The sequence below is a fragment of the Halomonas sp. BC2 genome (assembly GCF_002078115.1).
Taxonomy (GTDB): Bacteria; Pseudomonadota; Gammaproteobacteria; order Pseudomonadales; family Halomonadaceae; genus Vreelandella; species Vreelandella stevensii.
Genome location: NZ_LFGT01000029.1, coordinates 23,822 through 48,422, shown reverse-complemented (window position 1 = coordinate 48,422; position 24,601 = coordinate 23,822). Strand labels below are relative to the sequence as shown.

Here is a 24,601-nt window from a genome sequence, read left to right as displayed (position 1 = left end):
GTATTAGTGATGGCTCGTACTGTCCACCAACGCCATCTCTTCACTGGTCAGCAGTTTGTCGATATCTACCAGCACCAACATCCGGTCATCCAAACTGCCCAAGCCGCTCAGGAAGTCGGAGGAGAGCGTCACCCCAAACTCAGGTGCAGGCTTAATCTGATCAGGCACGAGCGTCATCACATCGGAAACTCCGTCGACCACGATACCAACAATGCGATCGGCAACATTGACCACGATCACAACTGTTTGACCACCGTACTCCACATTCTCGAGATGGAACTTGATGCGCAGGTCGACGATGGGCACGATGACCCCGCGAAGGTTCGTAACTCCCTTGATAAAATCGGGTGCGTTCGCAATACGGGTCACGTTTTCATAGCCCCGAATTTCCTGAACCTTCAGGATATCGATGGCGTACTCTTCATCCCCGAGTGAAAACACCAGGAATTCGCGGTTTTCTGCTTCAGCAGCGGCTAACACTGCTACGTTGGATGAATGACTCATGACGGCTCAGCCTCTTTGTAATAAGAGAGATGGGGTTGATTAGCGGTTTTACCTGCTTCTTTTTTCGCCCGGCTCAAGCGATGCAAGCCGGTAATGTCGAGAATCAACGCAACGCTACCGTCCCCCAGGATGGTAGCGGCCGATACGCCCGGCACCTTGCGGTAATTGTCTTCCAGATTCTTGACGACGACCTGCTGCTGGCCGATCAGCTCATCGACCAACATGGCATAGCGACGTCCTTCTCCCTGCACGATGACGGCAATGCTTTGGGTGGGGTCAGTGATGGCATTTTCGACGTCCAGTACTTCATGAATGGCGATGACCGGCAGATACTCGTCGCGCACCTTGAGTACCACGTCATCCCCTGCCATGGCGTACATGTCCCCTTTGGCGGGCTGTAGCGACTCCAACACGGTGGATAGCGGCAGAATGAACGTCTCATTGCCTACCTTGATGGACATGCCGTCCAGAATGGCCAGGGTCAGCGGCAACACGATGCGTGTATTGGTGCCTTCGCCTTTTGTCGACTGGATTTCGACACGTCCACCCATGCCCTGGATGTTACGTTTGACCACATCCATGCCAACGCCACGACCAGAGACATCGGTCACCTCCTTGGCAGTGGAGAAGCCGGGCGCAAAAATGAGCTGGAACACCTCTTCATCGGACATCGTATCCGACACGTTGAGGCCATTTTCACGCGCCTTGGCCAACAGCCGATCACGGTCCATGCCTGCACCGTCATCACGCACTTCGATCAGAATGTTCCCGCCCTGGTGGCGCGCCGAAAGCACCAGCTTGCCCACACGCGGTTTGCCCAGCGATTCACGCACATCCGGCATTTCCACACCGTGATCCAGGCTATTACGCACCAGGTGTGTCAGCGGGTCGGTGATGCGTTCTACCAGGCTCTTGTCCAGCTCGGTGGACTTGCCTTCGGTGATCAGCTCGATCTCTTTGCCCAGCTTGCTGGCCGTATCACGCACAACCCTTGGGAAGCGGCTGAATACGAACTCCATGGGAATCATGCGGATCGACATGACGGCTTCCTGGAGGTCACGGGCATTACGCTGCAGCAGGCTCATGCCATTTTGCAGGGAGCTGTTGCTGACCGATTGGCCTTCGAGGTCACTCACCGTCTGATCCAGCATCGACTGAGTAATGATCAGCTCGCCGACAAGGTTGATGATCTGATCCACCTTATCGACCGATACACGGATCGACGAGCTTTCGGCAGCCGTCTTTTTGGGCGCTTGCTCTGCGGTTTTTTTGTTGGCGGTCTTTGCAGCAGCCGGCTTGTCAGGCGCAGGCGCTTTAGCGGCTGGGGCACTTTCCTGAGGCGCTGCATCGGCGCTTGACGCTGGAGGCCCGACGGGGTCAGCAGGTGCGCTGGCGGCCAGTGACGTAATGTCGATCTGATCTGTTTCAATGATAAAACACATCACGGCTTCGATATCATCGGCGCTGACGTCGCCCTTCAGGACGACTTCGTAGCGCTTTTCATCACCCGACTGGGACTCTACGTCACCCAGCTGCTCCAACTCTTCTACCAGCAGCAGGCGGTCTTTCTCACCGACATTGAGAAGGGCCACCTTGAGGCGATGCTCGCCTGCCGGGCTCTCCTCTTCACTATCCCCTGCACTACTGTCGACAGAAGGAGTCGCCTCTTTGGCAAACGCTTCTTCTGCCTTGGGAGCGGCTGGCGCATCCAGCGTTTTGCCAATTTCTTCCAGCGCAATTTGCTGCAGTGTCTCGCAGATGCGCTCATAAGCTTCCTGGTTCGGCTCTTCCTCATTGCGATAGGCATTGAGTTGCTCATGCATGATGTCTTTAGCCTCCAGAAAGGTATCAACGAGGTCTGCGCGCAGCGCAAGCTCGCCCTTGCGCGCGTGATCCAGCAGGTTTTCAAAAATATGCGTGGTTTTTTGCAGCACGCTGAAACCAAAGGTACCTGCACCTCCTTTGATGGAGTGCGCCGCGCGGAAAATAGCGTTCAGCTGCTCGCCATCCGGATTATCGACATCCAGTTCCAACAAGTGCTGCTCCATGTCCGCCAGCAGCTCCTCGGCTTCTTCAAAGAAGGTGTCAAAAAAATCCGCTATGTCCATGCACCGCTCCACTTGAACGTCATCATTATGTGGCAAGCCAGGCTCATGGGCTGTCGCTGGCTTGCGGTATGTTTTGTTGCAAAAGTTCTTCCGACACACTCTCGGTCGAAAACGGCATGCTAGGCGCTAAAACACCCGGATTACGTATAGCCTCGGCGATTTCCGGCAGCAGCACCACAAGTTCGATACGTCGATTGATGGGATCCGTCGGCGTAGTGTCCGCGAGCAGCACTCGGTCTGCAAAGCCAGATACGCGCAGCAGCTGATCTGGATCAAGCCCTCCCGCCACCAGCTCACGGCGTGATGCATTGGCACGGTCATTGGAAAGCTCCCAGTTACTGTAACCACGATATCCGCCTGCATATGGAACGCTGTCCGTATGCCCGCTGATACTCAAGTCATTCGGCAAATCATTGAGCAGCGGCGCCATGGTGCGTAACAAACTGCGCATGTAAGGGGCTACCTGATCGCTACCCAGCTCGAACATTGGCCGCTGCGCGGTATCCAGTAACTGAATACGCAGGCCTTCACGCGTCAGGTCGAAGCGCATCTGGTTACGATACTCACGCAGATCGGGATCACGCTCGATTGCCCGCTCTATACGCGTTTGCAAATCTTCAAAGAAACGACGCTCTTGTGCACTGGGCCGCGTTTGCTGCAAGACGCCGATCCGCGCATGCTCACCATCACTATGGGTGGGATCCGGCCCACCGCCCGGTATAACACGAGTGCTCCCCGAACGATCACCACCGGTAATCGCCGTGACCAGCGGCGTGCTGAAATACTCGGCAACGCCTCTGCGCGTCTCTTCACTGGATACACTAAGAATCCACATGACGAGGAACAGCGCCATCAACGCCGTCATGAAATCTGCCAGTGCGATTTTCCATGCCCCCCCATGGTGGGCATGGACCACCTTTTTGCGCCGGATGACGATCGGGCGCTTATCCCCTCCCTTGCTCATGCATTACCGCCCTTTTTGGCATCGCGCACGTACTCCTCCAGTTCAGAGAAGCTGGGGCGCTCGGTGCTATGCAACGCCTTGCGCCCAAACTCGACCGCCAACTGTGGAGCATAGCCGTGCAAGCTGGCCAACAGCGTCACGCGAATGCACTGAAGCATTTTTTCAGCTTCCTTGGCCTGGCGATCGGCATAACTGGCAATCGGACTGATGAAGCCATAGCCCATCAAAATACCGAGGAAGGTGCCCACCAACGCCATGGCGATCATTTGCCCCATCTGTTCTGCCGTAGCGTCCGCATAGGTCAACGCCTTGATAACCCCCATGACGGCTGCCACGATACCAAAAGCAGGCATGGCATCTCCCACTTTGGCAATCGCATCAATAGGGATGTGCGCCTCTTGCTCGAAGACTTCGATTTCGTGGAGCATCAGCTCATCGATTTCCATGGGTTCCATGCCACCGCTGACCATCAAGCGCAGGTAATCCGTCAGGAAGTCCATGATATGAGAGTCGGCCAGTACGTCAGGATGCTCTTGAAATAGCGGGCTCTCCTGGGGGTTATCAATATCGCGCTCGATCCCCAGCATGCCCTCTCGACGCACCTTGGACAGAATCTTGTACTGCAGAGCCATGAGTTCCATGTACAAGGCCTTGTTGTACTTCTTGGTACGCTTGAGCCTTGGCAAAATCTTGAACGTGGCCTTGATCGCCTTACCGTTGTTGGCCGCCAGGAACGCCCCCACGCCAGCGCCTCCAATTATCAGTAGCTCCAAGGGCTGATAGAGCGGCCCCAGGCTACCACCAGCCATCACATAGCCGCCAAAGACGCAGAACAAGACAACGACATAACCCAGGAGTATCAGCACAAGCAGTGTCCTTGCGATATGAGTGGTTTATCAACAGAGCCATACTCGACACCCAACCAAAAGATGTCGGCAGCCCTATCTAAAATGCAGCTTAGGTCTATCATACTCAGGTGACAGCACGGTTTAATGAGAAAGTATCAACGACTTTTACCGCTATCTATGCGTTAAAACGCAGTTTATTGCTTTTGTTCACGGCCGCCAGAGGTGTGACAATTTTATACGTTCAACGCCCTGATTTGCGTGTTTTGCCGGCCCGCGAGGGGGGCTGGCAAATACCACACACGTAGTCATGAACGGGACTATGGGCATGTGCCACGAAGCGGCCCTCACAACGAGTGCAAGTGGTCAATTGCAGCAGGTCGCTTTCGAAAAAACGCACCAGCGTCCACGCTCTCGTTAGACCCAACACCGACTCTGCACCCTCAAGCGATACCTGCTCTTCATATAACCGGTACGCTTTGACGAAAGCGTCGATACGTTCACACTCCGTACCTTCGAGCAAGCCAAGATAAATATTATAAAACAGTGATGAGTGCACATTCGGCAGCCAAGTGACGAACCAGTCTGCCGAAAAAGGCAACATGCCTTTAGGTGGTGACATGCCGCGCACTTCCTTATAGAGCTTGATCAAACGGGTACGACTCAACTCCGTTTCCGTCTCCAGCACTTGTAGACGAGCACCCAGCTCGATCAGCTCAATGGCCAGCTGCACCTGATGCATTTCATCCACAAGGCTCTTTTGACTCACTTCGACTCTCCTGACGATAGTGAGGAAAAAGGCTCACAGGCAGATAGCAGTGAAGCATGCAATCCTGCCAACCCCTGATCTCGCGGGTTGTCCAGAACCTGACACAGCCGCTCGCCGCTGGCATGACTGAAGCGACAGACCAACTGGTTGCTGCGGGCCAGCTTGGTGAGTTGCCAGGCATTCAGTGAGACCAACAGATCTGCCAGCTCACCGTCAATTTTGAGACGAAACATGGCCGCCTCCCGATCTTCGCTCAACAGGCGCTGAGCAAGCAGAAGGTAAGCGAGGTTTATCTCTTGTATTTCATCAAGAAAGCTTGTTTGACTCATAGTGTCCCATCGAACGACCCAGGCGCATCGTTATGACCGTTATAGTGGCGCCATTGATGACTTTTTTCTTTACCTCGCATCATGGTTGCATACAACGACTGCATTGGCTACTTGCGCCTTTCACGCTGACTCAGCTCGCCGTCTGATAATTCGAACACCCACACCAGTAGCTCCGCCACCACTTGATACAGGCTGGCAGGGATCTCAGTATCCAACTCCAACTGCATCAGCAAGGCAACGAGTTCAGGCGCATCGTGGACGTAGATACCCTGCCGCTGGGCTTCTGCCATGATTCTGTCAGCCAAATCACCGTACCCTTTTGCCACTACGCGCGGCGCCTGCTCCCCCTCCTTGTAGGCCAGCGCAACGGCTTGGCGCCGACGCTCACCGGGCAACATCGGAAGGCTCCTCAGGTGGAATATAGCGAGCGTTGACCTGCACTTTGGCAAAATCCAGCGCTTTCAAACGCTGCTCCAAGCGATCAAGCCCGCTATTGAGCCGCTCATACGTTTCCAGGCTACCAGCGGTCAAATCAATGCTCAGCACCTGTTTATGCAGCCAAAGCGCAACACTAAAGACCCCCAACTCCGGCACATCGAGCTGTATTTCTGAGCGCCACTCAGACGGAGCGTCATCGGCGGGCTGCTTTTCATCATGCGTGTCACGCCCAGGCAGGTTAACGACAAGCGCCATGAAGATACCGGCCCATACGTCACCCTCCCAACGTAGTGTCGGGGTGACCAGCATTTCCAGCTGTTGACGCACCACTCCCTGCAAGCTGTCATGCACCACTTCTCTCACACTCCGAGAAGCCATTTCCTGCTCCGTAACCACCGTGGCTGGCTGAGCGCTGGTTGCTTCTCGGCGTTCGACCACAAAGAGGGGGTCAGGCTGGGTGGTCGGGACGGCAGGCGTCGAGGGCACCGCCATGGCAGAAGAAGCGACGGGGAGAGGCAGCGGCCGGTCTAACAGAGCAGCGGTTCCCTTGAGGGGGACCAGAGGATATTCGGGCAGGATCGCCAAGGGCCTGCCTTGGGACGAGGGTACACCCAAGGGCGTACCCTGCGTCGCCAAGGGCGCCATACCTGGCAGGGGCAGAGCCGTAGGGCGCGGCCCCGGCTGCATCTGTGGCTCACGCAACAGTTGCTGAAGGGACATCTCACCCTGAAACCAGCGCTTGAGGTGTGATTCGTAAAATAACCCGCTGTCACGGATACTACCTTCCAGACGACTCGCCAACAGCGTGGTCGACGGCGACTCCTGAGGTGATAACAAGGGGGCTGTCGGCCTGATGGCGGCAGGAGGCGCAGGAAAGCGCAATAACACATCGGCAATCGTACGTGCCGCCGGACTGAAGTGCGTTTGCGTTGAGCTGGGCGTTGCGTTTTGCGTCGGCTCCCCGGCGGGAGGCTGCCGCAGCCCGTCCACAGCCCCCGGCAAGCGCCGCAGATCCCCCAGAACCGGGGGTAAAGGCCGTCCATCCAGACTAGCATCGCCCTGCAAGGCTCTTGGCCCTTCGCCTGGCGACACTGGTTGAACCGGCGAATTCAAGGCACGCTGAGAGGACGCCTCAGCTTGCCGACCCAGCACCTGATGTAACAGTGTATCGATGAGCGGCGTAATGCCGCTCACGAGACACCCTCATCCTTTTCGGCATCCACAGGGAAAGCACTGTTCCCCTGCTGAGGGGCATAAGCGCGATGCAAATCTCGCTGCCGCTGCGTCACACTGATTAATTTACCGAGTTCATCTCGTCTGGCAACCAGGCGACGGCGAATGTCTACATCATGCTCCAGGATCTGCTCAAGCAACTCCGCTTTGCGCCGCTTGCTGTCATCATCCAACCGAACCACGCTGTCCAATTCACGCAACTTTTCCACCAGCATGACGTAGTTACTACGCTGCTCGATCAGCTCTGCCCATTGTTCTTTATCTGCAAGCTCATGCATATAGCGCACACTCGCCAGCAGCCTTGCATAGGCATCAATGAGCGCTTGCCTGGAGTTGTCATGAGCCGTTTCGGAAGCTGTCATATTGCCTCACGCACTTTGCCGTTGACCAATTTCACGCCATGCAGAGGCAATGTCCTCGAGCAGCTGCTCCGCCTGACTTAGGCTCTCTTCATCGTTACGCAGATTCGCAGCTAACAGCAAACGGGCAATATAGTCATACAGCGATGCCAATTGCTCAGCAATTTCGCCACCTTTTTCCTGGTCCAGCGCGGCGGCCAGGCCATTATTGACGATATCCAGCGCCTTGGAGATGGATTTACCTTTCTCCACCGTGTTGCCCGCCTGCATGTGAATGCGGGCTGCACGAATCGCCGCCTGTGCGCCATCGAAAAGCATGACGATCAGCTGGTGTGGGTCCGCCGACATGACACCACTTTCCACGCCGACCCGGGCATAAGCGCCTGCTCCACGACCGTAGGCTGCACCGCTGCGAGTATAGGTCATCAGAGGGCCCTCCTTGTAAAAGCAGCAGCCGACAAAGAGCGATACGCTGCTGGATAATTGAGACTTGGCATAATTGCTCGCTAACTGACATATCGGCGCCCTGTCAGCAGACTTTAATAAGTACCGACACTATTTCATTGACGACAGGTGACTTTCCAAAGGTGCGGTACGGGCTCAAGTAGAGACAGCAACTTCTCGCATCGGCTTACCAAGCCGCTCACGCACATCACCCCGCACGCTTCCAAGCAAGTTTTCACGCATGGGTGGCTCCGCCTGCTGGGTCAACGCCACTTCAAAAGGTGCGCCTGCGTCATCCAGGCGAACAATCCATCCCAGCTGTTCGCTGGAAAACAGCACGAGCGAGCCAATGGGTAACGTTTTGAAGCGCTCGATGTAGCGCTTGATCCATCGCACATCAAACTGATGAGGATGATTCAACAGGTGTCGATAGATCTGCTGGGCAGTTCGCGCCGGTCGGTCCGGCCGATCCCGCCTCATCGCTTCCACTACATCCACCACGGCACTCGCTTTAGACAGCTCAGTGATATCGCTCCCGGTCAGCCCATCAGGATAGCCACTACCATCGAGGCGCTCGTTAATGCCACCAATGACCGCCTGCGCCACCGTGGCAGATAACCACTGGCAAGTCTTCAATCGAGCCATTAGCAGCGACACATGCTCACTCAACATGTGGCGATGACGGGGCTCGAAATTGGGCGCCTTGAAGACCACCTGAGGTATCAGCGCTTTCCCCAGATCATGCACCAGACCACTGGCAACGATTGCCTTGCGCACATCACGCGGCACATTTTCGCCCACCAGATCCAGCAGATGAACCGCTACGGCAATACCATGCCGCACCAACAGTGGCTCCATGGACAAGCAGCGCGACGCGAACAGCAGCGCCTCGCGATCCTCTTCATGAAGCTGCAGAATACGGTCGGCATTGCGCGATAGCTGTCGTGAGTCAACATCATGGCCTTGTGTCAGCATCAGCAACTGAGCATCCAGATAGGCTGCCACTTTAACCACACGCCTTGCCATTGGCGTCGCGTAACGACGAATGTCACGCCGCCCCACCTGCTCACCGTTTGGCACACGCTTACCAGGCTGTGCGAACAGCGGAGAGGGCTGACGCTCCTCCTGGGCTTCCTTCTTGTAGCGAGCAGCCTCCCGCTCGATTTCGCATACGAAGTACCAGATCTGCCGCTCTTGCTCGGAGGTGCAGCCTGCAAAACGAAAGCCAACGCGTAACAGGTGACGCTCTGGATCCATTTTTTGATGGCGAGCGATAGCATGCACTTCGAACTGAGTACCGTCTGGAAATGCCAACACCAGACGCATGGGCTCCGATGACTCGGCTAGCACGCCGCTCGCTGTCAACGGCAGTTCAAGCTGACACCCATCCTGAGAGAGGTCTCGCAACTCGCCTGGCGCTCCTTCTTCGCCTGCGCCATAAACGGTCGCGGAGACCACCATGCCCATACGCAGCTCAGCGCGATATGACTCACGCCGCTGAAGCACATCTACGGAGTCCGGATATTCACTGCAGCATAAAAAACGCCCACCAGAACGGCGCGTTTCGGTGAGGGCAAGCAGCGGTGTACGCAACACCTTGCCTTGAGATTGCCCCCGCAGAAAGAAACGCTCGCCTTGCTCCAAGCGATACAGCAAATAGTCAACGGAAGACAAGTCCATTACCAGCGTCTCACCCTCGTGCTGCTCCATTAATACAATGGGCTCTGGACGCGCCTCCGGGGTATCAAGGCAAAGCGACACCCCACCACCCTCTATCATGGTATTCAGCAGAGAACTGATGGCGGATGGATTTGAAATACGTTCATACTCATCTTGCTGGACTGCCATGCGTGCCTCGCTTTCACAGCCGCGGTGGTCATGTGAACCCACCCTTGATATAAGGGAACCGAGCATAGCAGAAGCCCCAATGGCTCCGCATGCCGATTACTGCCTATCAGGCTTTTCTTTTTGTCTATACTGAAAAAGATAAAGTTTGTGAACATCTCGCCGATAACTCTGTTGGAGGCTATCCAACACCTGCATCGACCTCTAAGTTTACGTTACCCAGCCTTGAATGGCTTAGCAAAGAGGAACGTTGTTTATGGGCCCACTGCCAATCGACCTAGCGGTCGCCACGTCAAGTATTCCCGGCTCACAGGAGCGACCAATACGCACGCCTCCCGAGCTGACCGCCCCCACCCAGGAGGAACATCAGTCGTTGGCATTGAGCACGACAAGGGAAGAACTCCTGGAACCGATACAGCGTATCAATGAAGCCATGAGGGCACGCGGACTCGAGTTCGATATCAGCGAGGACTCCTCACGCATCATTACCCGCGTCATCGACAGCGAAACCGGCGATGTCATTCGCCAAATTCCTGCCGAGGAGGTCATTACGATGGCAGAGCGACTGGGAGAGCTACAGGGCAACCTGATTTCCTTGAACGTATGACGTTGCCAGCGCTCTTTTGCGCTGGCAACCCCATAACATAGTGAACCTCACGATAGCCACAGGACAAAAACACTACAAAATAGCGCTCCTACTGATGGCGCTTTCTAGCGTTGCGGCACCACAGCATCACGCTCTGTACGTCACCTTACACCTGCATATTCATGACGTCTCGGTAAGCAGTCACCAACCGGTTACGCACCTGCATACCCATCTGGAAGGCCACGCTGGCTTTTTGCATATCCACCATGACATCGTTGAGCTCAATATTCGGCTCTCCCGCCTGAAAGGCCATCGCCTTGGCATTGGCTGACTGCTGTAAACGATTGATTCTCTGGATAGACGCCTGTAGTTCACTGCCGAATCCAGCTTGCCCCACGACCGTCGAGACCTGCTCACCACGAACGGGCTGGGCAGCCTGTGCCGCCAGACTATGCATTTGCTGAAGGGCAGACTGTAGGGAGGGCGAACTCATACCAACTCCTCATATCGCGACGTTTAATGTGTTAGCAGGAGCCTACCACTGACACAGCCCATCTCATACGAACAAATGCGCGCGAAAAGCCAGGCTTTTCGTTCATTTATGGTGGACACACCTCATCATAATGGCGTTCATCATAATTCCGCCCTGTTTTTTGGTGGATCACCGCGATTGACGGAAAGAGCCTATGCCTTCTTTAGTGATGCGCCTGGGCCTACACCCGTTTTGCCAACCCTGCTGGAGGGATGCATGAGCGAAACCGGTGCTACGGCAGGCCGTCCAAACAGTACGACAGCAAACGCTTCGCAAAGCGGGGTGTCTTCTAGCGAATCCGCATCCCCATCAGCCCTCGAACGCGCAATGAAGCAACTGCGAGGCAATCCGCTGGTGGTTGTCTTGATCGCTTCAGCAGCTTCCATCGCGGTGGTGGCTGCGCTTTTCATGTGGGCCAGCAGCCCAGAGTACCGTGTACTCTACAGCAACCTGAACGAAGCGGACGGTGGGCGCATCATTGCCGAATTGGACAGCCGCGGCGTGCCTTACCAGTTCGGTCAAGGCGGTCAGGCCCTACTGGTGCCAAGCGCTCAAGTACACACGTTAAGACTCCAGCTTGCCGAGCAAGGGCTTCCCAGAGGCGGCAACCTTGGGCTGGAACTGATGGACAACCAGGCTTTCGGGATCAGTCAGTTCGCCGAACAGGTCAATTTTCAACGCGGTCTGGAAGGCGAGCTGGCACGCTCGATTGAATCTCTGGGCCCCGTGGAGCGCGTGCGCGTTCACATATCCATGGCCAAGCCATCTGTCTTCATACGTGACCGAGAGCCCGCCAAGGCGTCCGTCGTCTTGACACTGCTGCCCGGGCGCGTTCTTGGAGAGGGACAGGTCAGCGCCATTGTCCACATGGTCTCTAGTAGTGTTCCGGAGCTTTCCACCGAAAACGTAACCGTTGTGGATCAAAATGGGCGTCTGCTGACCGCTAACTCACAGCAGGGCAATGACCTGGACGGCACCCAGCTTGCTTACATTACGGAAGTCGAGCGCTCTTATCAGCAGCGCATCGAAAACATTCTGCTGCCGATAGTAGGTCGCGACAACGTCCGCGCGCAGGTCGCTGCACAAATCGATTTTTCGCGCCGCGAAGAGACCTCAGAACGCTATCGCCCCAACCAGACCCCCAACGAGTCAGCCGTACGTAGCCGCCAGCTAAGCCTGTCGTACGATGGAGATGACCCGCTGGCGTCAGGCATTCCCGGCGCGCTGAGTAATACGCCGCCAGGCGTTGCCCCCTCCCCTATCAACCAACCCGATGACAATGCAGAGGATACGACAACTGAGCCAGGTGCCTTGCGCAACTTGCGCCAGGAAGATGTCGTCAATTACGAGGTCGATCGCAGCATCGAGCACATCCAGCACCGCCTGGGACAGATAGAGCGCCTGACAGCGGCTGTGGTGGTGAATTTCCGTACGGTCACCAATGAAGAGGGGGGGACCGAGCAAGTCGCCCTCAGTGCTGAAGAAGTGGCACAGCTGGAGCGCCTGGTTCAGCAAGCCATGGGGTTCTCTGGTCAACGCGGAGACCAGGTCGAAATTGTCAATACGCCGTTTGCTATCGATGAAGACCCACGCACCGAAACCGTCTGGTGGCAGCAGCCAGACACATTGGCCATGGCAGCCAATTTGGGTCGCTACTTGCTGGTGGCGCTGGTGGCTTTCCTGCTTTACTGGTTGATTCTTCGCCCGCTGATCAAACGCTACACACAGCCGCCTTTGGTGGCCACAGCGACGCCCGGTGGTATTTTGAACACCAGTGTCGGCAGTGACGATGACAGTGATGTTGATGAAAGAGACGGTGATGTCAATGACGGGGACACCTACAGCGACAAGCCCAAACGTCGACGCAAGACATCACTGTATGAACACAATCTCAATGATCTGCGCGAAATGGCCCAGGAAGACCCACGCATGGTGGCCATGATTATCCGCAGCTGGATGAATGCCAATGACTAGCATCACGGAGATGAGCGGAGCACGTAAAAGCGCCATTCTATTGCTGGCCCTGGACGAAGACAGCGCCGCCGAGGTATTCAAGTTTCTCAGCGCCGGCGAGGTGCAGGAGATCAGCACCGAGATGGCACGACTGCATCAAGTGTCGCATGAAGATATGAAGGCCGTGCTGGAGGCGTTCCATCGGGAAACCGAAGAGTTTGTCGCGCTGAACCTCAACTCCAGCGAGCATATCCGCTCCGTCCTGACCAAGGCATTGGGCAGCGAGCGCGCCACCAGCCTGATCGAGGACATTCTCGAATCTACGGGCAACAACTCGGGTATCGATGCGCTCAACCTCATGGAAGCCTCCATGGTGTCCGAGCTGATTCGTGACGAGCACCCACAAATCATCGCGACCATTCTGGTACATCTGGATCGTCACCAGGCGGCTGACATTCTCGAACTGTTCGAAGAGAAGCTACGCAACGATGTCGTACTGCGTATTGCCACCTTTAGCGGTGTTCAACCGGCAGCCCTGCAGGAGCTGACCGAAGTGCTCACCAGCATGCTGGACGGCCAGAACCTCAAGCGCAGCAAGATGGGCGGCGTGAGAACGGCTGCCGAGATCCTCAACCTGATGAACTCGTCCCAGGAAGAAGTCGCCATCGAGACGGTGCGCTCCCACAGCGAAGATCTGGCACAAAAAATCATCGACGAAATGTTCCTGTTCGAAAACCTGCTCGACCTGGACAATCGTGCCATTCAGATGGTGCTTCAGGAGGTGGAGACCAACTCACTGGTGGTGGCACTCAAGGGAGCCCAGGACGCACTGGTGGACAAGTTCCTGCGCAACATGTCGCAGCGTGCTGCCGATCTGGTACGCGAAGACATGGAAGCCCGCGGTCCCATCCGGGTGTCGCAAGTGGAAACCGAGCAAAAAGCCATTTTGCAGATCGTGCGGCGCTTGGCCGACTCAGGCGAAATTGTGCTAGCCGGTGGAGATGATGAGTATGTCTAATACTCACTCACCTGAGTTCGACCGCCACGGCCAGTGGCGCCGCTGGCAAATGGAGGAGCTGCTCGCCTCACAAGCGTCGGATAATGACCGCGGACAAGGCCCAACGGCACACCAACGCAAGGTCGAAGCGGCTAAACGAGCCGCTGCAGAAGCACGCGCCCGTGAAGAGCAGGAGCGTCAAAGAATTTATGAGCAGATTCGCGAGGCGGCCGAAGAAGAGGGGTACCAGGCCGGCCTGTCACGCGGCCATGAAGAAGGGCTGACCAAGGGCCTTGAGGAGGGCCGTGCACAAGCGACCGAGGAGCTCAATGCACAGTTGCAAAAAGCGTTAGCGCCACTGGCATCCTTGGCAAAGCAGTTTTCCGAGGCACTCGAGCGCCTGGACGACACCATCGCCCATGATCTTGCCGAGCTGGCGCTAGCGACTGGCAAGCAGCTGGCTGGTGATGCGCTTGATAAACACCCTGACCACATCCTGCAGATCGTGCGTGAGCTTCTACACACTGAGCCGCCTCTGGTGGGCAAACAGCGCCTTTGGCTGAACCCGACAGACCACACCCTCGTTGAAAAACACCTGGGGAGTGAGCTAGAGGCTGCCCAGTGGGTACTCCAGCCTGATGATCAACTCTCCCGTGGAGGCTGCCGAGTCACCAGCGCTCAAGGGGAGCTGGACGCAACCTTTGAAAGTCGCTGGCAAAGCGTCCAGACACAGCTGCGCAAGCGCCATAGCGCTCCTTCCGCAGGTTGATACGATGAACACGCTCTCCTGCCCGCATCAGCACCGCTGGCGCAAAGCCCTTCAGCGCACCACTCAGCGCATCAGCCGCCTGCCTCACTACCGCACCAGCGGTAGGGTCGTCAGGGCCACGGGCATGGTCATAGAAGTCGTCGGGTTACGCGTCGCCGTAGGGAGCGCCTGCCACATTGAATTACCCGGCGCCGATGGTCGCTTGAACGACAGCGATAAATTTGCCGAAGCGGAAGTCGTTGGCTTTTCAGGCGAAAAGCTTTTCCTGATGCCGCTCGAAGAGATTTCCGGCTTGATGCCCGGCGCTCGTGTCACACCGCTGGTCGATGGCAACGGGCATAGCGCGCGCCGCTTCCCAATGGGCGACGAACTGCTTGGGCGGGTACTCGATGGCAACGGCACGCCCCTCGACGACCGAGAAAACCTCGAGGAAGCGTCACGCACGACGCTCAGCTCGAGGCCCTTGAACCCGCTGTCTCGAGCGCCCATCGAAGCACAAATCGATGTGGGCATTCGTGCCATCAATGCGCTATTGAGTGTGGGTAGAGGGCAGCGGATGGGCCTGTTTGCGGGTTCCGGCGTAGGTAAATCCGTCCTGCTGGGCATGATGGCACGCTATACCGAAGCGGACGTCATCGTGGTCGGCCTGATTGGCGAGCGTGGCCGCGAAGTGCAGGACTTCATTGACAACATACTGGGCCCGGAAGGTCGTCGGCGTGCCGTCGTGGTCGCCGCACCTGCGGACACCTCCCCGTTGCAGCGCTTGCAAGGGGCAGCCTACGCCACGCGCATTGCGGAGAGCTTTCGCGACTCAGGGCGCAATGTCCTGCTGATCATGGATTCGCTTACCCGCTACGCCATGGCCCAACGCGAGATTGCGCTGGCCATTGGTGAGCCTCCTGCCACCAAGGGGTATCCACCTTCCGTATTTGCCAAGTTACCGGGGCTGGTAGAGCGCGCCGGTAACGCAGAGCGCGGCGGCGGCTCTATTACTGCCTTTTACACCGTACTGACGGAAGGCGACGACCAGCAGGATCCCATTGCCGATTCTGCCCGCGCCATACTGGATGGCCATATCGTGCTGTCGCGCACCCTGGCAGAGGCGGGTCACTATCCCGCCATCGATATCGAAGCCTCGATCAGTCGCGCCATGACGGCCATCGTCACGCCCGAGCAACAGCAGGAAGCACGCACCTTCAAGCAGATCTTCTCGCGCTATCAACGCAACCGAGACCTGATCAGTGTGGGCGCCTATAGCCCAGGACACGACCCCAGACTGGACGAGGCGGTCAACCGCTTTCCAAGCCTGGAGCGCTTTTTACAACAAAACATTGATGAGTGCGCAACGCTGGCCGAGTCTCGCCAGGCGCTACGCACGGTGGTGGGAGGCTAAATGAGTAACCATCAGATCGACATGCTGACCGACCTGGCGCGTGATGCGCGGGACCAAGCGGGAAAGTTGCTAGCCCAGGAGCGCCAAACGGAACAACAAACGGAGGCGCAGCTAGCGTCACTGAGCCGTTATCGTGTGGAGTACGCCGAACGCCTGCAGCAGGCGATGAGAGAAGGTATCGACCCTGCCACCATGTATAACTATCAGCAGTTTCTGGCGTCTCTTGATGCGGCACTGAGCCGAGCACGTCAAGCCTTGGCAGCGCAACAGAAACGCGTACAGCAAAGCCAGCAGAACTGGCAGCAGGAGCAGCGTCGGCTCTCTTCTTACGATACACTGGCCTCACGACGCTTGCTGGAAGAGCATCGACGGCAGGCAAGGCATGAACAGAAAGCCAACGATGAGTTGGTCACTAACCGTATGGCTCGTCAGAGCCCTGATAAGCCGCTGTAACGTGGCGCCGGGATTTATATGAATATCGACATGCTACTTTCCGTGAGTCAGGGCCATGCTAGCACCACAGGCAGTGCTTCCAGAACCTCAGGTGACTCACCTAACAATGGTTTATTTCGCCAGACGCTGCAGCTGGCATCGCAAGGACAACATCGCCTACTTCACGCAGCGAATCCATCTGCGCAGCTCACCGCTTCATCAGATGCACTTCCTTCTGCATCTTTTTCAAGCGCCCTTGATGCACTGGGCATTCAATTGGATACAGAGGCTCTCGAGGCGCTCATGGGTTATCTCAGCAGCGCCCCTGCATCAAGTGTCTTGTCCGAAGCTGAGCGATCATCCTCCGAGTTAGTCTCATTAGATGCACCCCTGCCCTCTCAGGGCGAGCTTCAGGAAATCGCGCAGCGGCTAACATTGATGACCTCATATCAAACGGAGACTGCTACGACACCCGCTCCTCCAGTGGTTGAAGCAACTATTCGCTCGATTGCCGAACAGCTGTCACTGGAAGAGCACGAGGTTCTACCCCTGCTGCAATCACTAAACCCAGTGACTAGCCAGCTCGTTATAGCGAGTAATAGCACTGCAAATATCTACCAAACGCTGGACGCTCAAGCTAAACAGCCGCTGCTATCGCCGACAAGTGTTTATGCCAACCTGACAGGCGATACGGCTAATGCTTTAGCACGCAGCTCCTTTGACACTGCCCCCACCAATGTCATACAGAGTCTGGCAACGCCAGAGGGCGCCCAGAGTTCCGCGCCAGCAGCTCCCTCACTAATGGCGCCTAACAATGCAGTGCCCTCTGTGTCAGCATCATCGATTACACCGACCCAGGCTACCCTAAGCGCGCCCGTTTCAAGCCCTTCATGGCCATCACAGCTTGGGCAGCAACTGGTTCACATTACCCAACTTGGCGGTGAACAGCAGGTGAAAATGAATCTTCACCCTGCTGAACTCGGCCCACTCTCCATTTCTTTAAAAATGACGGAGCATGGCGCCCAGGCTCACTTTTTGACGGCCCACGCACAGGTCCGCCAAGTGCTCGAGCAAGCTATACCACAACTGCGAGAAATTCTGGCTGAACAGGGTATCGCTTTGACTGATGCTTCTGTCGGTGAACAAAATGCAAGCGGCCAAGCGTTTTCACAGCAAAACCCGGAAACAGGCACACAGCATGGGACTAGCACACAGGACGTTGCTGCGGAAGTAGAGACAAACAGCATGGTGACGACCACGCTGGACGGCCGGGTAGATTTATATGCCTGAGAAAAACGCCAGGTACATAGTAGGGAGCATGGGCTGTCGAAAGTAGCAGCCTGCTAAACCAAGAGATAGGCTATTCCAATAAGCCTGTTCGTTTCTTCATGATCACACCCGTTCGGCATAATGCCTGGTGAGTGTCATGCATGAATACCATGGGAATCACAATGGCTGAATCAAGCGGCGGATCTAAAAAACTGCTTATAGTAATGATCATGCTGGTATTGCTCTCCACCGCAGGGGCAGCAGCGGCTATCTATCTCGTTCTTGACCAGCAGGGCGGAGCCGAAGGCGAAACCCAGCAGCAGACGCTCGCGCCGACGCCACCTGTCTTTACGCGCATCGAACCTTTTACTGTCAATCTGGCCGATGATCGTTTCGGGTCACGCCTGCTCTATACCGGTATTACACTACGCGTAGGCAACGAACAGAGCAAAGCCATCATTGAAGAGCACATGCCCCAGGTACGCAGCCGCCTGCTGATTCTCCTGTCGGGCAAGCAAGCGAGTGAGCTGACCTCCACCGAAGGTAAGGAAGCGCTGGCTCAGGACATTATCAGTCGTTTATCGGTTCCCCTGACTGAGAATCAGCCGCCCCTGGATCTCCGGGAAGTGCTGTTCACCGAATTCATCGTTCAATAATCCCGGGTACTGGAGCCGTTCATGTCGCAGGACGATCTACTGTCCCAGGAAGAAATCGATGCTCTCTTGAAGGGCGTCAGTGGTGATGATGAGCCGACCGCTACGTCATCACACACATCAGATGAAGCGCGCATACGCCCCTACGACCCGTCGACTCAACACCGGGTCATCAGGGAGCGTTTGCATGCACTGGACTTTATCAACGAACGATTTGCGCGCTATTTTCGTAATGGGCTGTTCAACCTGATTCGTCGCAGCTCGGATATTACCGTCGAGTCAGTGCGTTACCAAAGCTTCAGCGAATTCTCTCGCAACGTCCCGGTGCCCACAAACCTCAATATTGTATCGATGAAGCCACTGCGTGGCTCCGCACTGGTGGTCTTCCCCCCGAACCTGGTCTTCATGGTGGTAGACAACCTGTTTGGCGGTGATGGACGCTTCGTGACGAAATCAGATGGCCGCGAGTTCACCAATACCGAACAACGTATCATTCAGCGCCTGCTGAACCTCGCCATTGATGCCTATAAGGAAGCCTGGAAGGTCGTATACCCGTTGGACGTACACTTTCTGCGTTCGGAAATACAGTCCAAATTCGCGAACATTACCAACTCGCCCAACGAGATCGTCGTCAATACCAAGTTCAATATCGAAGTCGGTAATTTATCCAGCAGCTTCCAAATCTGCATGCCCTACGCCATGATCGAGCCGCTGAGAGACCTGTTGGTCAACCCGATCAATGACAGCAACCATGACAGCGACGGCACCTGGACACGACGCATGGCCAGCGAGCTTCGCCAGTCTGAAGTCGAACTCATTGCAGAGTTCGCTCAGATCCCCAGCCGCATTGCCCACGTGATGGGGTTGAAAAAAGGCGATGTATTGCCGATGGATATCCCCTCCACGATTACCGCGCGGGTCGATGGCGTACCTGTCATGGAGTGTGAGTACGGCAGCCAGCGGCAGCAGCGCGCACTGCGCGTTCTGCGCTTGATCGACCATGCTGCCATGAATAACGTATCGTCCCAGGACTTTATTAAAGGTTCAACGCGACAGAAAGCCAAGGAACCCAAAGCATGACAGACCCAAACAAACCCGATCAAAAAGTTTCTGATGACGATTGGGCGGAAGCCATGTCTGCACAAGAAGAGTCATCGTCCAGCGCCGATGCCGCCAGTGACGATGATGACCCCTGGGCTGCCGCGATGGCGGAGCAAGAGGCTGCCGAACAAACGGATGCCAGTGAAGAGCCTGAACAAGAAGCTCCCATGGCCAAGCCAGCCAGTGACGATGTCTTCCTCCCTCTGAATGGTGAACAGAGCAGTGGTGCCACCCGTGATCTGGAAATGATCATGGATATCCCTGTCAAACTCACCGTTGAGCTTGGCCGTACAAAGCTCACCATCAAGCAGCTACTGGAGCTTGCCCAGGGCTCTGTCATTGAGCTCGAGGGCCTGGCGGGTGAGCCCATGGACATTCTCATCAACGGCTACCTGATTGCCCAGGGGGAAGTCGTGGTCATCGAGGATAAGTACGGCATTCGTATTACCGAGATCATCACGCCCTCCGAGCGCATTCATAAACTCAACCGATGAGTGTCGCGACGACATCGACGCCCGTGGACGCGTTAAGCGGCGGCGATGCCCTTATCGGCATGGCCGTCCTCGGAAAGACCGCTGCTGCACTGGTTCTGGTGATTGCGATCATACTGGTGTGCACTGCCCTGCTCAAACGCTGGCAGCAGCATCGTTACGACCATGGGGCGCAGCTACGTGTCGTGGGCAGCACCGCCATTGGCAGCCGAGAGCGGGTCGTGGTCGTCGAAATCGAGGATACCTGGCTGGTGCTGGCAGTTAGTGGCGGGAAAGTCACCAAGCTCCAGGAGCGCCCCGCTCCCGAAGATCGTGCGCAGCCTGATCCAGAAGGCTCACCAGCGCCTTTTGCTCAACGTTTCAGCAGCGCCTTGGCCGGCTATCGTCATAAGCATTCCGCCACCCCGCACTCCACCGACTCTCAGCCCAAACCATGACGCATGCTCTGCTTTTGTTTCGCTCTCTGGCACTACCGAAATGGTTCCTCAGCCTGCTATTACTGGGCTGCTGGTTTTCTCTGCTCTGCGTGCCCGCAGAGGCGCAGCAGCTTCCCGGCCTGACCTCACAGCCAACAGGCGATGGTGGCCAACAGTGGTCGCTGTCTCTGCAAACCCTGCTCTTCCTCAGTTCACTGGCATTCCTGCCCGCCATGCTGCTGATGATGACCAGCTTCACGCGCATTATCATCGTACTGAGCCTGCTGAGAACCGCCATGGGCACCCAGGCCACGCCCCCTAATCAGGTCTTGCTGGGTATTGCGCTATTTCTGACTTTTTTTGTCATGTCGCCCGTTATCAGCCAGGTGTACGATACGGCCTGGGTGCCTTTGACTCAGGAAGCGATCAACTTTGAAGAGTTCCTACTCCAGGCACAAATTCCGTTCAGAGAGTTCATGCTGGCACAGACCCGGGAACCTGACCTGGCGCTTTTCGTGCGCCTGGCCGACATAGGCCCGATGCAAGGCCCGGAAGAGCTTCCCATGCGTGTACTGCTCCCCGCTTTCGTCACCAGCGAGCTGAAAACCGCGTTTCAAATTGGCTTTACGATCTTCATTCCCTTCTTGATCATTGACCTCGTGGTGGCCAGTACACTCATGTCGTTGGGGATGATGATGGTCCCCCCCGTCACGATTTCACTTCCTTTCAAGCTTATGCTGTTCGTGCTGGTGGACGGTTGGCAACTGATCATCGGCTCACTGGCTGAGAGCTTTTACATGATTTAGTACCGCCAGGCCGATAAGGAGAACGAACATGACGCCAGAGATGGTAATGAGCCTTGCTTACCAGGGTATGCGGGTAATGCTACTCCTGGCAGGCCCCATACTGCTGGCCGCCCTGTTCGTCGGCCTGCTGGTCAGTCTGTTTCAGGCCGCCACGCAGATCAACGAAATGACGCTGACCTTTATCCCCAAGATTCTTGCAGTATTCACCGTACTGGTCGTGGCAGGCCCTTGGCTCATCGGCTTGATCACGGACTTCACACACCGTCTATTCAGTAATATTCCCGCGATGGTGATGTAGGCCGTGGTTGAGGTCACCTTTGCCCAGCTACAGGGCTGGCTAGTCGCGTTTTTCTGGCCCTTCGTGCGCATTACGGCCTTCATGACCGCTTCCCCGCTGTGGGGCCACTCCAGCGTGCCTAATCAGGTCAAAGTGGCACTCGCTGCCGTCATCGCGGTGGTAATCGCTCCCTTGCTACCCCCTATGCCAGAGGTTGCGCTCATGTCCTGGGCAAGCGTGGGTATCATCATCGAGCAGATGCTGATAGGGCTGGCCATTGGGTTGGTCATGCATATCATATTTGCCGTGGTGCAGGCAGCGGGCGAATTCATTGGTTTGCAAATGGGTCTGGCCTTCGCCAGTTTCTTTGATCCGTCTAGTGGCACCAACATCATGGTGTTATCGCGCATTCTCTATATGGTGACACTGTTGATGTTTCTGGCCTTCAATGGCCACCTGATGGTGCTGGAAGCGCTGATCATGAGCTTTGTCACGCTGCCCATCGGTATCGGGACACTAAACCCTGGCGCTTTTGAGCTGCTTGCCCGCTATGCAGGCACCATCTTTGCTTCCGGCATGCTGCTAGCCTTGCCACTAGCAGGCCCCCTGCTCATTATTAGCTTGTCGTTGGGCATCCTGAACCGTTCGGCACCACAGCTGACGGTGTTCAATATCGGCTTCCCCACGTCCATCCTGGTGGGCCTGACGCTGCTGATGGTCTTGATGACCGATCTTGGCAGCTTTCTTCAACAGCTGTTTAGCCAAGGTATCATGTTTACTCAAGGGCTGATCGAAGCCATGGCCCCCATAAACTAACGCCCAGCCACTAGAGGAGTGGCTGGGCGTTTATCAACGTGACAAGACATGTGTCACATGTAATCGAACAGCGACATTCCCTTGACATCGACGAACGCACGCTGTGCTGCCTGCAAGCCTATCTGTCGCAGGCTGTATTCAGAGATCGCCGCGGCATAATCAAGGTCTACAAGATCAGATAGCGTTTGTTCATAGTTGAGCATCCGGTTGCTGCCCACCGCATCGATGACATCCAGTTCATTGAGCCTTGCGCCAGCAGGAGCGCGTACCGTCAATACATTATCCATCGCATTGTCCAAGTCACGCATGGACGTATTGAGCGTATTGCGCAGCGCGGCCTTCTCGCTGGCCGTTTCAGCAGGCGTCTCCAGAACTCGGATTGCAGCTTCCATAGTACGGAAAAGATCCGCAGGACGTTGCTCACTGCCCGACCGAGCGATGAGAATCTCATCGCCAGCTTCTGAGGCACCACTCAGCGTTACACTAACACCACCGAAGCTCAACTGTTGCCCACTGGGATCGTAGGGCTGTTCAACTTGTCCAACAACATCTTGTCAATCCGAGCCATCAAACCTCTGCAGGGTATAAATTGGCTCATCATCATCGTTCTCATCGAACCTTATACGAAAACTATCCCCATAGTCAGGGGCATTCACACTCACCACTTGTGGGCCGCTAAAGGTTACGCTGCCAAGGTTCGCAGCGTTAGCTTCAGCTACATAACCCGCGCCACTGGGCACTTGCTGAAAAACAGTTACGCCAGTCTCTGTAACCGGCATTAAACGCGATGCATCAACACGTTGCTCACGGCCATTGCTGTCGCCGACATACTCGACGCTGCCATCAGCCGACTTCACAAATGGCGGAGCATTATCCTTGTAGCCGCCAAAAATATAGCGACCGTTGCCATCCGTCGCGTTAGCCTGACCAATCAGCGTTTCATAGATGCCTTTCAGCTCACTGGCAATGGACTCTCGGTCGACATCGCTCAATGTGTCGCTAGATGCCTGAATGAGCAAATTTTTAGCACTGATAATCCCATCCTTAATACTGTTAAGAATACTCTCTGTCTGGGCCAAAGAGTTACGTGCGGAGATACGCGAAGCCGCATACTGCTCAGTGATCGCTTTCGACTGGTCGACACCGACAGCACGTGACGCTGCTTGCGGGTCATCCGAGGGATTCACCACGCGGCGACCGCTGGCAATTTGCTGGCTGACTTTCAAGAAATCACTTTGCTGGCGGTTAAGAGACGCCGTGCTTTGCTCAAACATGGTGACCGTACTGATACGCATCGCCTAAGCCTCTTGTTAGTTCCGCAAGTTCAAAATGGTGTCCATAATAGAGCCCGCCGTATCGATGACACGCGCATTGGCCATATAGTACTGCTGGTAGCGAATCAGATTGGCAGCCTCTTCGTCCAGGTTTACACCAGACTCAGACTGCTGCACCGCGCGCAGCTGATCGGTTAGTCCTTGACGCGCGTCCAGGTTAACCTGAGTAATATTGGCACGGTTACCGACATCACTCACAATGGAGGCGTAGGCAGAACTAACGGAGGCTGAGCCTCCCACCACTGCCTCACTCTGCAACTTTTGCAAAGCTAATGCGTTACGGTTATCACCCGAGGCCGCGATAATGTTTTCGGTAACCGTCAACGTCGCCGTTTCATCAGTGGCCGGGAGTGAGGTAGAGGTAAGCGTAAAGCTCATCCCATCTATTTCAACCGTTTTGTTCTCTTCTAAATCTAAAATGCTATTATCTACATCAAAAGGTTGACCATCAATGCGGATCGTCGAATCCGGTGGTGTTACTGTTAACTTGCCCTCTGAATCCAGCCTTAACGTATACTCTTTATGGTTAGAGAATGCCCCTGGCGACATCTTTAGATCATCAACGGCTAAATCACCCGAGTGTTTAAATGAAGTAAGAGAACTGCCTTCTTCACCGTCTAAGCCTGCATCACCTGCGGCTATTTTATCCCCGTCCGTAATCGCCACCTTCATATCCTGGCCGGCGCGACGAACAGGCTGAATTTCGAACTTATCGCCATTCTGTGGCGTACTCTCAAAGGCAACATTAACGCCACCAAAGGACAGTACTCCGCCATCCAATGTGAAGTCCACCTCGTCACCACTGTCATTACGTGTCACGCTATACGCGTCATTGCGATAACTGATGGTGTAGTCTGTAGCGCGTAGCTCATCAATATTATCAGTATCGAATTCAACGGATGCTATTTCAGAGGCATTGCCTTTATAGCTGTATCCTA

The 24,601-nt window shown here is 55.7% G+C and carries 27 protein-coding genes and 1 pseudogene; 14 read left to right on the top strand and 14 right to left on the bottom strand.

From position 1 onward, the window contains the following. Positions 1–3 precede the first annotated feature (3 nt). From cheW to B7L71_RS16305, 11 genes are all read right to left on the bottom strand, one after another. The gene (gene cheW / locus B7L71_RS16355; RefSeq protein WP_081139197.1) at positions 4–504 is read right to left on the bottom strand and encodes a chemotaxis protein CheW; all 501 of its coding nucleotides are present in this window, start codon (positions 502–504) and stop codon (positions 4–6) included. After that, complete coding sequence (gene cheA / locus B7L71_RS16350; RefSeq protein ID WP_081139196.1) at positions 501–2,612, bottom strand: chemotaxis protein CheA; 2,112 nt, start codon at positions 2,610–2,612, stop codon at positions 501–503. The genes cheW and cheA overlap by 4 nt, the downstream gene beginning before the upstream one ends. Positions 2,613–2,655: 43 nt before the next feature. After that, positions 2,656–3,576: a flagellar motor protein MotB gene (motB, locus tag B7L71_RS16345; RefSeq protein WP_016915717.1), complete on the bottom strand. Its 921-nt coding sequence runs from the start codon at positions 3,574–3,576 to the stop codon at positions 2,656–2,658. Further along, entirely contained in the window at positions 3,573–4,442 is an 870-nt protein-coding gene (gene motA / locus B7L71_RS16340; RefSeq protein ID WP_016915716.1) for a flagellar motor stator protein MotA, read from the bottom strand. The genes motB and motA overlap by 4 nt, the downstream gene beginning before the upstream one ends. 223 nt (positions 4,443–4,665) lie before the next feature. Further along, a complete protein-coding gene (gene flhC / locus B7L71_RS16335) occupies positions 4,666–5,190 on the bottom strand; it encodes a flagellar transcriptional regulator FlhC (RefSeq protein ID WP_016915715.1) in 525 nt (174 codons plus the stop codon). Then, positions 5,187–5,519 carry a flagellar transcriptional regulator FlhD gene (gene flhD / locus B7L71_RS16330; RefSeq protein WP_081139194.1) on the bottom strand — a complete coding sequence of 111 codons (333 nt, stop codon included), beginning with the start codon at positions 5,517–5,519 and terminating at the stop codon, positions 5,187–5,189. The genes flhC and flhD overlap by 4 nt, the downstream gene beginning before the upstream one ends. 107 nt (positions 5,520–5,626) lie before the next feature. After that, positions 5,627–5,917: an EscU/YscU/HrcU family type III secretion system export apparatus switch protein gene (locus tag B7L71_RS16325; RefSeq protein WP_081139193.1), complete on the bottom strand. Its 291-nt coding sequence runs from the start codon at positions 5,915–5,917 to the stop codon at positions 5,627–5,629. Further along, positions 5,904–6,335, bottom strand: a complete 432-nt coding sequence (fliK, locus tag B7L71_RS17805; RefSeq protein ID WP_249273289.1) for a flagellar hook-length control protein FliK — start codon at positions 6,333–6,335, stop codon at positions 5,904–5,906. Before fliK ends, B7L71_RS16325 begins: the two co-directional genes overlap by 14 nt. Before the next feature lie 812 nt (positions 6,336–7,147). Then, positions 7,148–7,552: a flagellar protein FliT gene (fliT, locus tag B7L71_RS16315; RefSeq protein ID WP_081139190.1), complete on the bottom strand. Its 405-nt coding sequence runs from the start codon at positions 7,550–7,552 to the stop codon at positions 7,148–7,150. A 6-nt stretch (positions 7,553–7,558) separates the two neighbouring features. Beyond that, positions 7,559–7,975, bottom strand: a complete 417-nt coding sequence (gene fliS / locus B7L71_RS16310) for a flagellar export chaperone FliS (protein WP_081139188.1) — start codon at positions 7,973–7,975, stop codon at positions 7,559–7,561. A gap of 174 nt (positions 7,976–8,149) precedes the next feature. Further along, positions 8,150–9,841 (bottom strand): HD domain-containing phosphohydrolase, encoded by a 1,692-nt coding sequence (locus B7L71_RS16305; RefSeq protein ID WP_081139186.1) that lies wholly within the window; start codon positions 9,839–9,841, stop codon positions 8,150–8,152. 253 nt (positions 9,842–10,094) lie between these two features. On the opposite strand from B7L71_RS16305, the gene B7L71_RS16300 reads away from it, so the two are divergent. Next, positions 10,095–10,445: a flagellar protein FlaG gene (locus B7L71_RS16300; protein ID WP_016915708.1), complete on the top strand. Its 351-nt coding sequence runs from the start codon at positions 10,095–10,097 to the stop codon at positions 10,443–10,445. A gap of 145 nt (positions 10,446–10,590) precedes the next feature. Here B7L71_RS16300 and fliE read toward each other — a convergent pair whose 3' ends face one another. Continuing rightward, positions 10,591–10,917 carry a flagellar hook-basal body complex protein FliE gene (gene fliE / locus B7L71_RS16295; protein WP_081139185.1) on the bottom strand — a complete coding sequence of 109 codons (327 nt, stop codon included), beginning with the start codon at positions 10,915–10,917 and terminating at the stop codon, positions 10,591–10,593. A 255-nt stretch (positions 10,918–11,172) separates the two neighbouring features. Between fliE and fliF the strand changes: the two genes are divergently transcribed. The 13 genes from fliF (at position 11,173) to fliR (ending at position 22,329) form a co-directional block, all read left to right on the top strand. Then, a complete protein-coding gene (fliF, locus tag B7L71_RS16290) occupies positions 11,173–12,930 on the top strand; it encodes a flagellar basal-body MS-ring/collar protein FliF (RefSeq protein ID WP_081139183.1) in 1,758 nt (585 codons plus the stop codon). Next, positions 12,923–13,927 (top strand): flagellar motor switch protein FliG, encoded by a 1,005-nt coding sequence (gene fliG / locus B7L71_RS16285; protein ID WP_016915705.1) that lies wholly within the window; start codon positions 12,923–12,925, stop codon positions 13,925–13,927. Before fliF ends, fliG begins: the two co-directional genes overlap by 8 nt. After that, a complete protein-coding gene (locus tag B7L71_RS16280) occupies positions 13,920–14,675 on the top strand; it encodes a flagellar assembly protein FliH (RefSeq protein WP_081139182.1) in 756 nt (251 codons plus the stop codon). The genes fliG and B7L71_RS16280 overlap by 8 nt, the downstream gene beginning before the upstream one ends. A 4-nt stretch (positions 14,676–14,679) precedes the next feature. After that, positions 14,680–16,068 (top strand): flagellar protein export ATPase FliI, encoded by a 1,389-nt coding sequence (gene fliI, locus B7L71_RS16275; RefSeq protein ID WP_081139180.1) that lies wholly within the window; start codon positions 14,680–14,682, stop codon positions 16,066–16,068. Next, positions 16,069–16,521 carry a flagellar export protein FliJ gene (gene fliJ / locus B7L71_RS16270; protein WP_016915702.1) on the top strand — a complete coding sequence of 151 codons (453 nt, stop codon included), beginning with the start codon at positions 16,069–16,071 and terminating at the stop codon, positions 16,519–16,521. An 18-nt stretch (positions 16,522–16,539) separates the two neighbouring features. Further along, a complete protein-coding gene (locus tag B7L71_RS16265; RefSeq protein ID WP_081139179.1) occupies positions 16,540–17,790 on the top strand; it encodes a flagellar hook-length control protein FliK in 1,251 nt (416 codons plus the stop codon). Positions 17,791–17,951: 161 nt separating this feature from the next. Next, a complete protein-coding gene (gene fliL, locus B7L71_RS16260; RefSeq protein ID WP_081139177.1) occupies positions 17,952–18,425 on the top strand; it encodes a flagellar basal body-associated protein FliL in 474 nt (157 codons plus the stop codon). A gap of 21 nt (positions 18,426–18,446) precedes the next feature. Next, complete coding sequence (gene fliM / locus B7L71_RS16255; RefSeq protein ID WP_081139176.1) at positions 18,447–19,502, top strand: flagellar motor switch protein FliM; 1,056 nt, start codon at positions 18,447–18,449, stop codon at positions 19,500–19,502. Further along, positions 19,499–20,017, top strand: a complete 519-nt coding sequence (gene fliN / locus B7L71_RS16250) for a flagellar motor switch protein FliN (RefSeq protein WP_081139174.1) — start codon at positions 19,499–19,501, stop codon at positions 20,015–20,017. Before fliM ends, fliN begins: the two co-directional genes overlap by 4 nt. Then, on the top strand, positions 20,014–20,451 hold the full coding sequence (gene fliO / locus B7L71_RS16245) for a flagellar biosynthetic protein FliO (protein WP_081139173.1): 438 nt from the start codon (positions 20,014–20,016) through the stop codon (positions 20,449–20,451). The genes fliN and fliO overlap by 4 nt, the downstream gene beginning before the upstream one ends. Continuing rightward, positions 20,448–21,236 carry a flagellar type III secretion system pore protein FliP gene (gene fliP, locus B7L71_RS16240; protein WP_081139171.1) on the top strand — a complete coding sequence of 263 codons (789 nt, stop codon included), beginning with the start codon at positions 20,448–20,450 and terminating at the stop codon, positions 21,234–21,236. The genes fliO and fliP overlap by 4 nt, the downstream gene beginning before the upstream one ends. Positions 21,237–21,264: 28 nt before the next feature. Beyond that, positions 21,265–21,534, top strand: a complete 270-nt coding sequence (fliQ, locus tag B7L71_RS16235) for a flagellar biosynthesis protein FliQ (RefSeq protein ID WP_081139170.1) — start codon at positions 21,265–21,267, stop codon at positions 21,532–21,534. 3 nt (positions 21,535–21,537) lie between these two features. Beyond that, complete coding sequence (gene fliR / locus B7L71_RS16230) at positions 21,538–22,329, top strand: flagellar biosynthetic protein FliR (protein ID WP_016915693.1); 792 nt, start codon at positions 21,538–21,540, stop codon at positions 22,327–22,329. 53 nt (positions 22,330–22,382) lie between these two features. Here the strand turns inward: fliR and flgL are convergent. Together flgL and B7L71_RS17800 are read right to left on the bottom strand one after the other, a co-directional pair. Beyond that, positions 22,383–23,624: pseudogene (flgL, locus tag B7L71_RS16225) on the bottom strand (flagellar hook-associated protein FlgL). Between the two features lie 15 nt (positions 23,625–23,639). Next, a partial coding sequence (locus B7L71_RS17800; RefSeq protein WP_283160420.1) for a flagellar basal body rod C-terminal domain-containing protein occupies positions 23,640–24,601 on the bottom strand: 962 nt, incomplete at its 5' end.

What these genes read in the sequence shown, in the direction of transcription:
- cheW (WP_081139197.1), bottom strand. Translation starts at nt 504, where the DNA reads ATGAGTCATTCATCCAACGTAGCAGTGTTAGCCGCTGCTGAAGCAGAA.
- cheA (WP_081139196.1), bottom strand. Translation starts at nt 2,612, where the DNA reads ATGGACATAGCGGATTTTTTTGACACCTTCTTTGAAGAAGCCGAGGAG.
- motB (WP_016915717.1), bottom strand. Translation starts at nt 3,576, where the DNA reads ATGAGCAAGGGAGGGGATAAGCGCCCGATCGTCATCCGGCGCAAAAAG.
- flhD (WP_081139194.1), bottom strand. Translation starts at nt 5,519, where the DNA reads ATGAGTCAAACAAGCTTTCTTGATGAAATACAAGAGATAAACCTCGCT.
- B7L71_RS16325 (WP_081139193.1), bottom strand. Translation starts at nt 5,917, where the DNA reads ATGTTGCCCGGTGAGCGTCGGCGCCAAGCCGTTGCGCTGGCCTACAAG.
- fliK (WP_249273289.1), bottom strand. Translation starts at nt 6,335, where the DNA reads ATGGCTTCTCGGAGTGTGAGAGAAGTGGTGCATGACAGCTTGCAGGGA.
- fliT (WP_081139190.1), bottom strand. Translation starts at nt 7,552, where the DNA reads ATGACAGCTTCCGAAACGGCTCATGACAACTCCAGGCAAGCGCTCATT.
- fliS (WP_081139188.1), bottom strand. Translation starts at nt 7,975, where the DNA reads ATGACCTATACTCGCAGCGGTGCAGCCTACGGTCGTGGAGCAGGCGCT.
- B7L71_RS16305 (WP_081139186.1), bottom strand. Translation starts at nt 9,841, where the DNA reads ATGGCAGTCCAGCAAGATGAGTATGAACGTATTTCAAATCCATCCGCC.
- B7L71_RS16300 (WP_016915708.1), top strand. Translation starts at nt 10,095, where the DNA reads ATGGGCCCACTGCCAATCGACCTAGCGGTCGCCACGTCAAGTATTCCC.
- fliE (WP_081139185.1), bottom strand. Translation starts at nt 10,917, where the DNA reads ATGAGTTCGCCCTCCCTACAGTCTGCCCTTCAGCAAATGCATAGTCTG.
- fliF (WP_081139183.1), top strand. Translation starts at nt 11,173, where the DNA reads ATGAGCGAAACCGGTGCTACGGCAGGCCGTCCAAACAGTACGACAGCA.
- fliG (WP_016915705.1), top strand. Translation starts at nt 12,923, where the DNA reads ATGACTAGCATCACGGAGATGAGCGGAGCACGTAAAAGCGCCATTCTA.
- B7L71_RS16280 (WP_081139182.1), top strand. Translation starts at nt 13,920, where the DNA reads ATGTCTAATACTCACTCACCTGAGTTCGACCGCCACGGCCAGTGGCGC.
- fliI (WP_081139180.1), top strand. Translation starts at nt 14,680, where the DNA reads ATGAACACGCTCTCCTGCCCGCATCAGCACCGCTGGCGCAAAGCCCTT.
- fliJ (WP_016915702.1), top strand. Translation starts at nt 16,069, where the DNA reads ATGAGTAACCATCAGATCGACATGCTGACCGACCTGGCGCGTGATGCG.
- B7L71_RS16265 (WP_081139179.1), top strand. Translation starts at nt 16,540, where the DNA reads ATGAATATCGACATGCTACTTTCCGTGAGTCAGGGCCATGCTAGCACC.
- fliL (WP_081139177.1), top strand. Translation starts at nt 17,952, where the DNA reads ATGGCTGAATCAAGCGGCGGATCTAAAAAACTGCTTATAGTAATGATC.
- fliM (WP_081139176.1), top strand. Translation starts at nt 18,447, where the DNA reads ATGTCGCAGGACGATCTACTGTCCCAGGAAGAAATCGATGCTCTCTTG.
- fliN (WP_081139174.1), top strand. Translation starts at nt 19,499, where the DNA reads ATGACAGACCCAAACAAACCCGATCAAAAAGTTTCTGATGACGATTGG.
- fliO (WP_081139173.1), top strand. Translation starts at nt 20,014, where the DNA reads ATGAGTGTCGCGACGACATCGACGCCCGTGGACGCGTTAAGCGGCGGC.
- fliP (WP_081139171.1), top strand. Translation starts at nt 20,448, where the DNA reads ATGACGCATGCTCTGCTTTTGTTTCGCTCTCTGGCACTACCGAAATGG.
- fliQ (WP_081139170.1), top strand. Translation starts at nt 21,265, where the DNA reads ATGACGCCAGAGATGGTAATGAGCCTTGCTTACCAGGGTATGCGGGTA.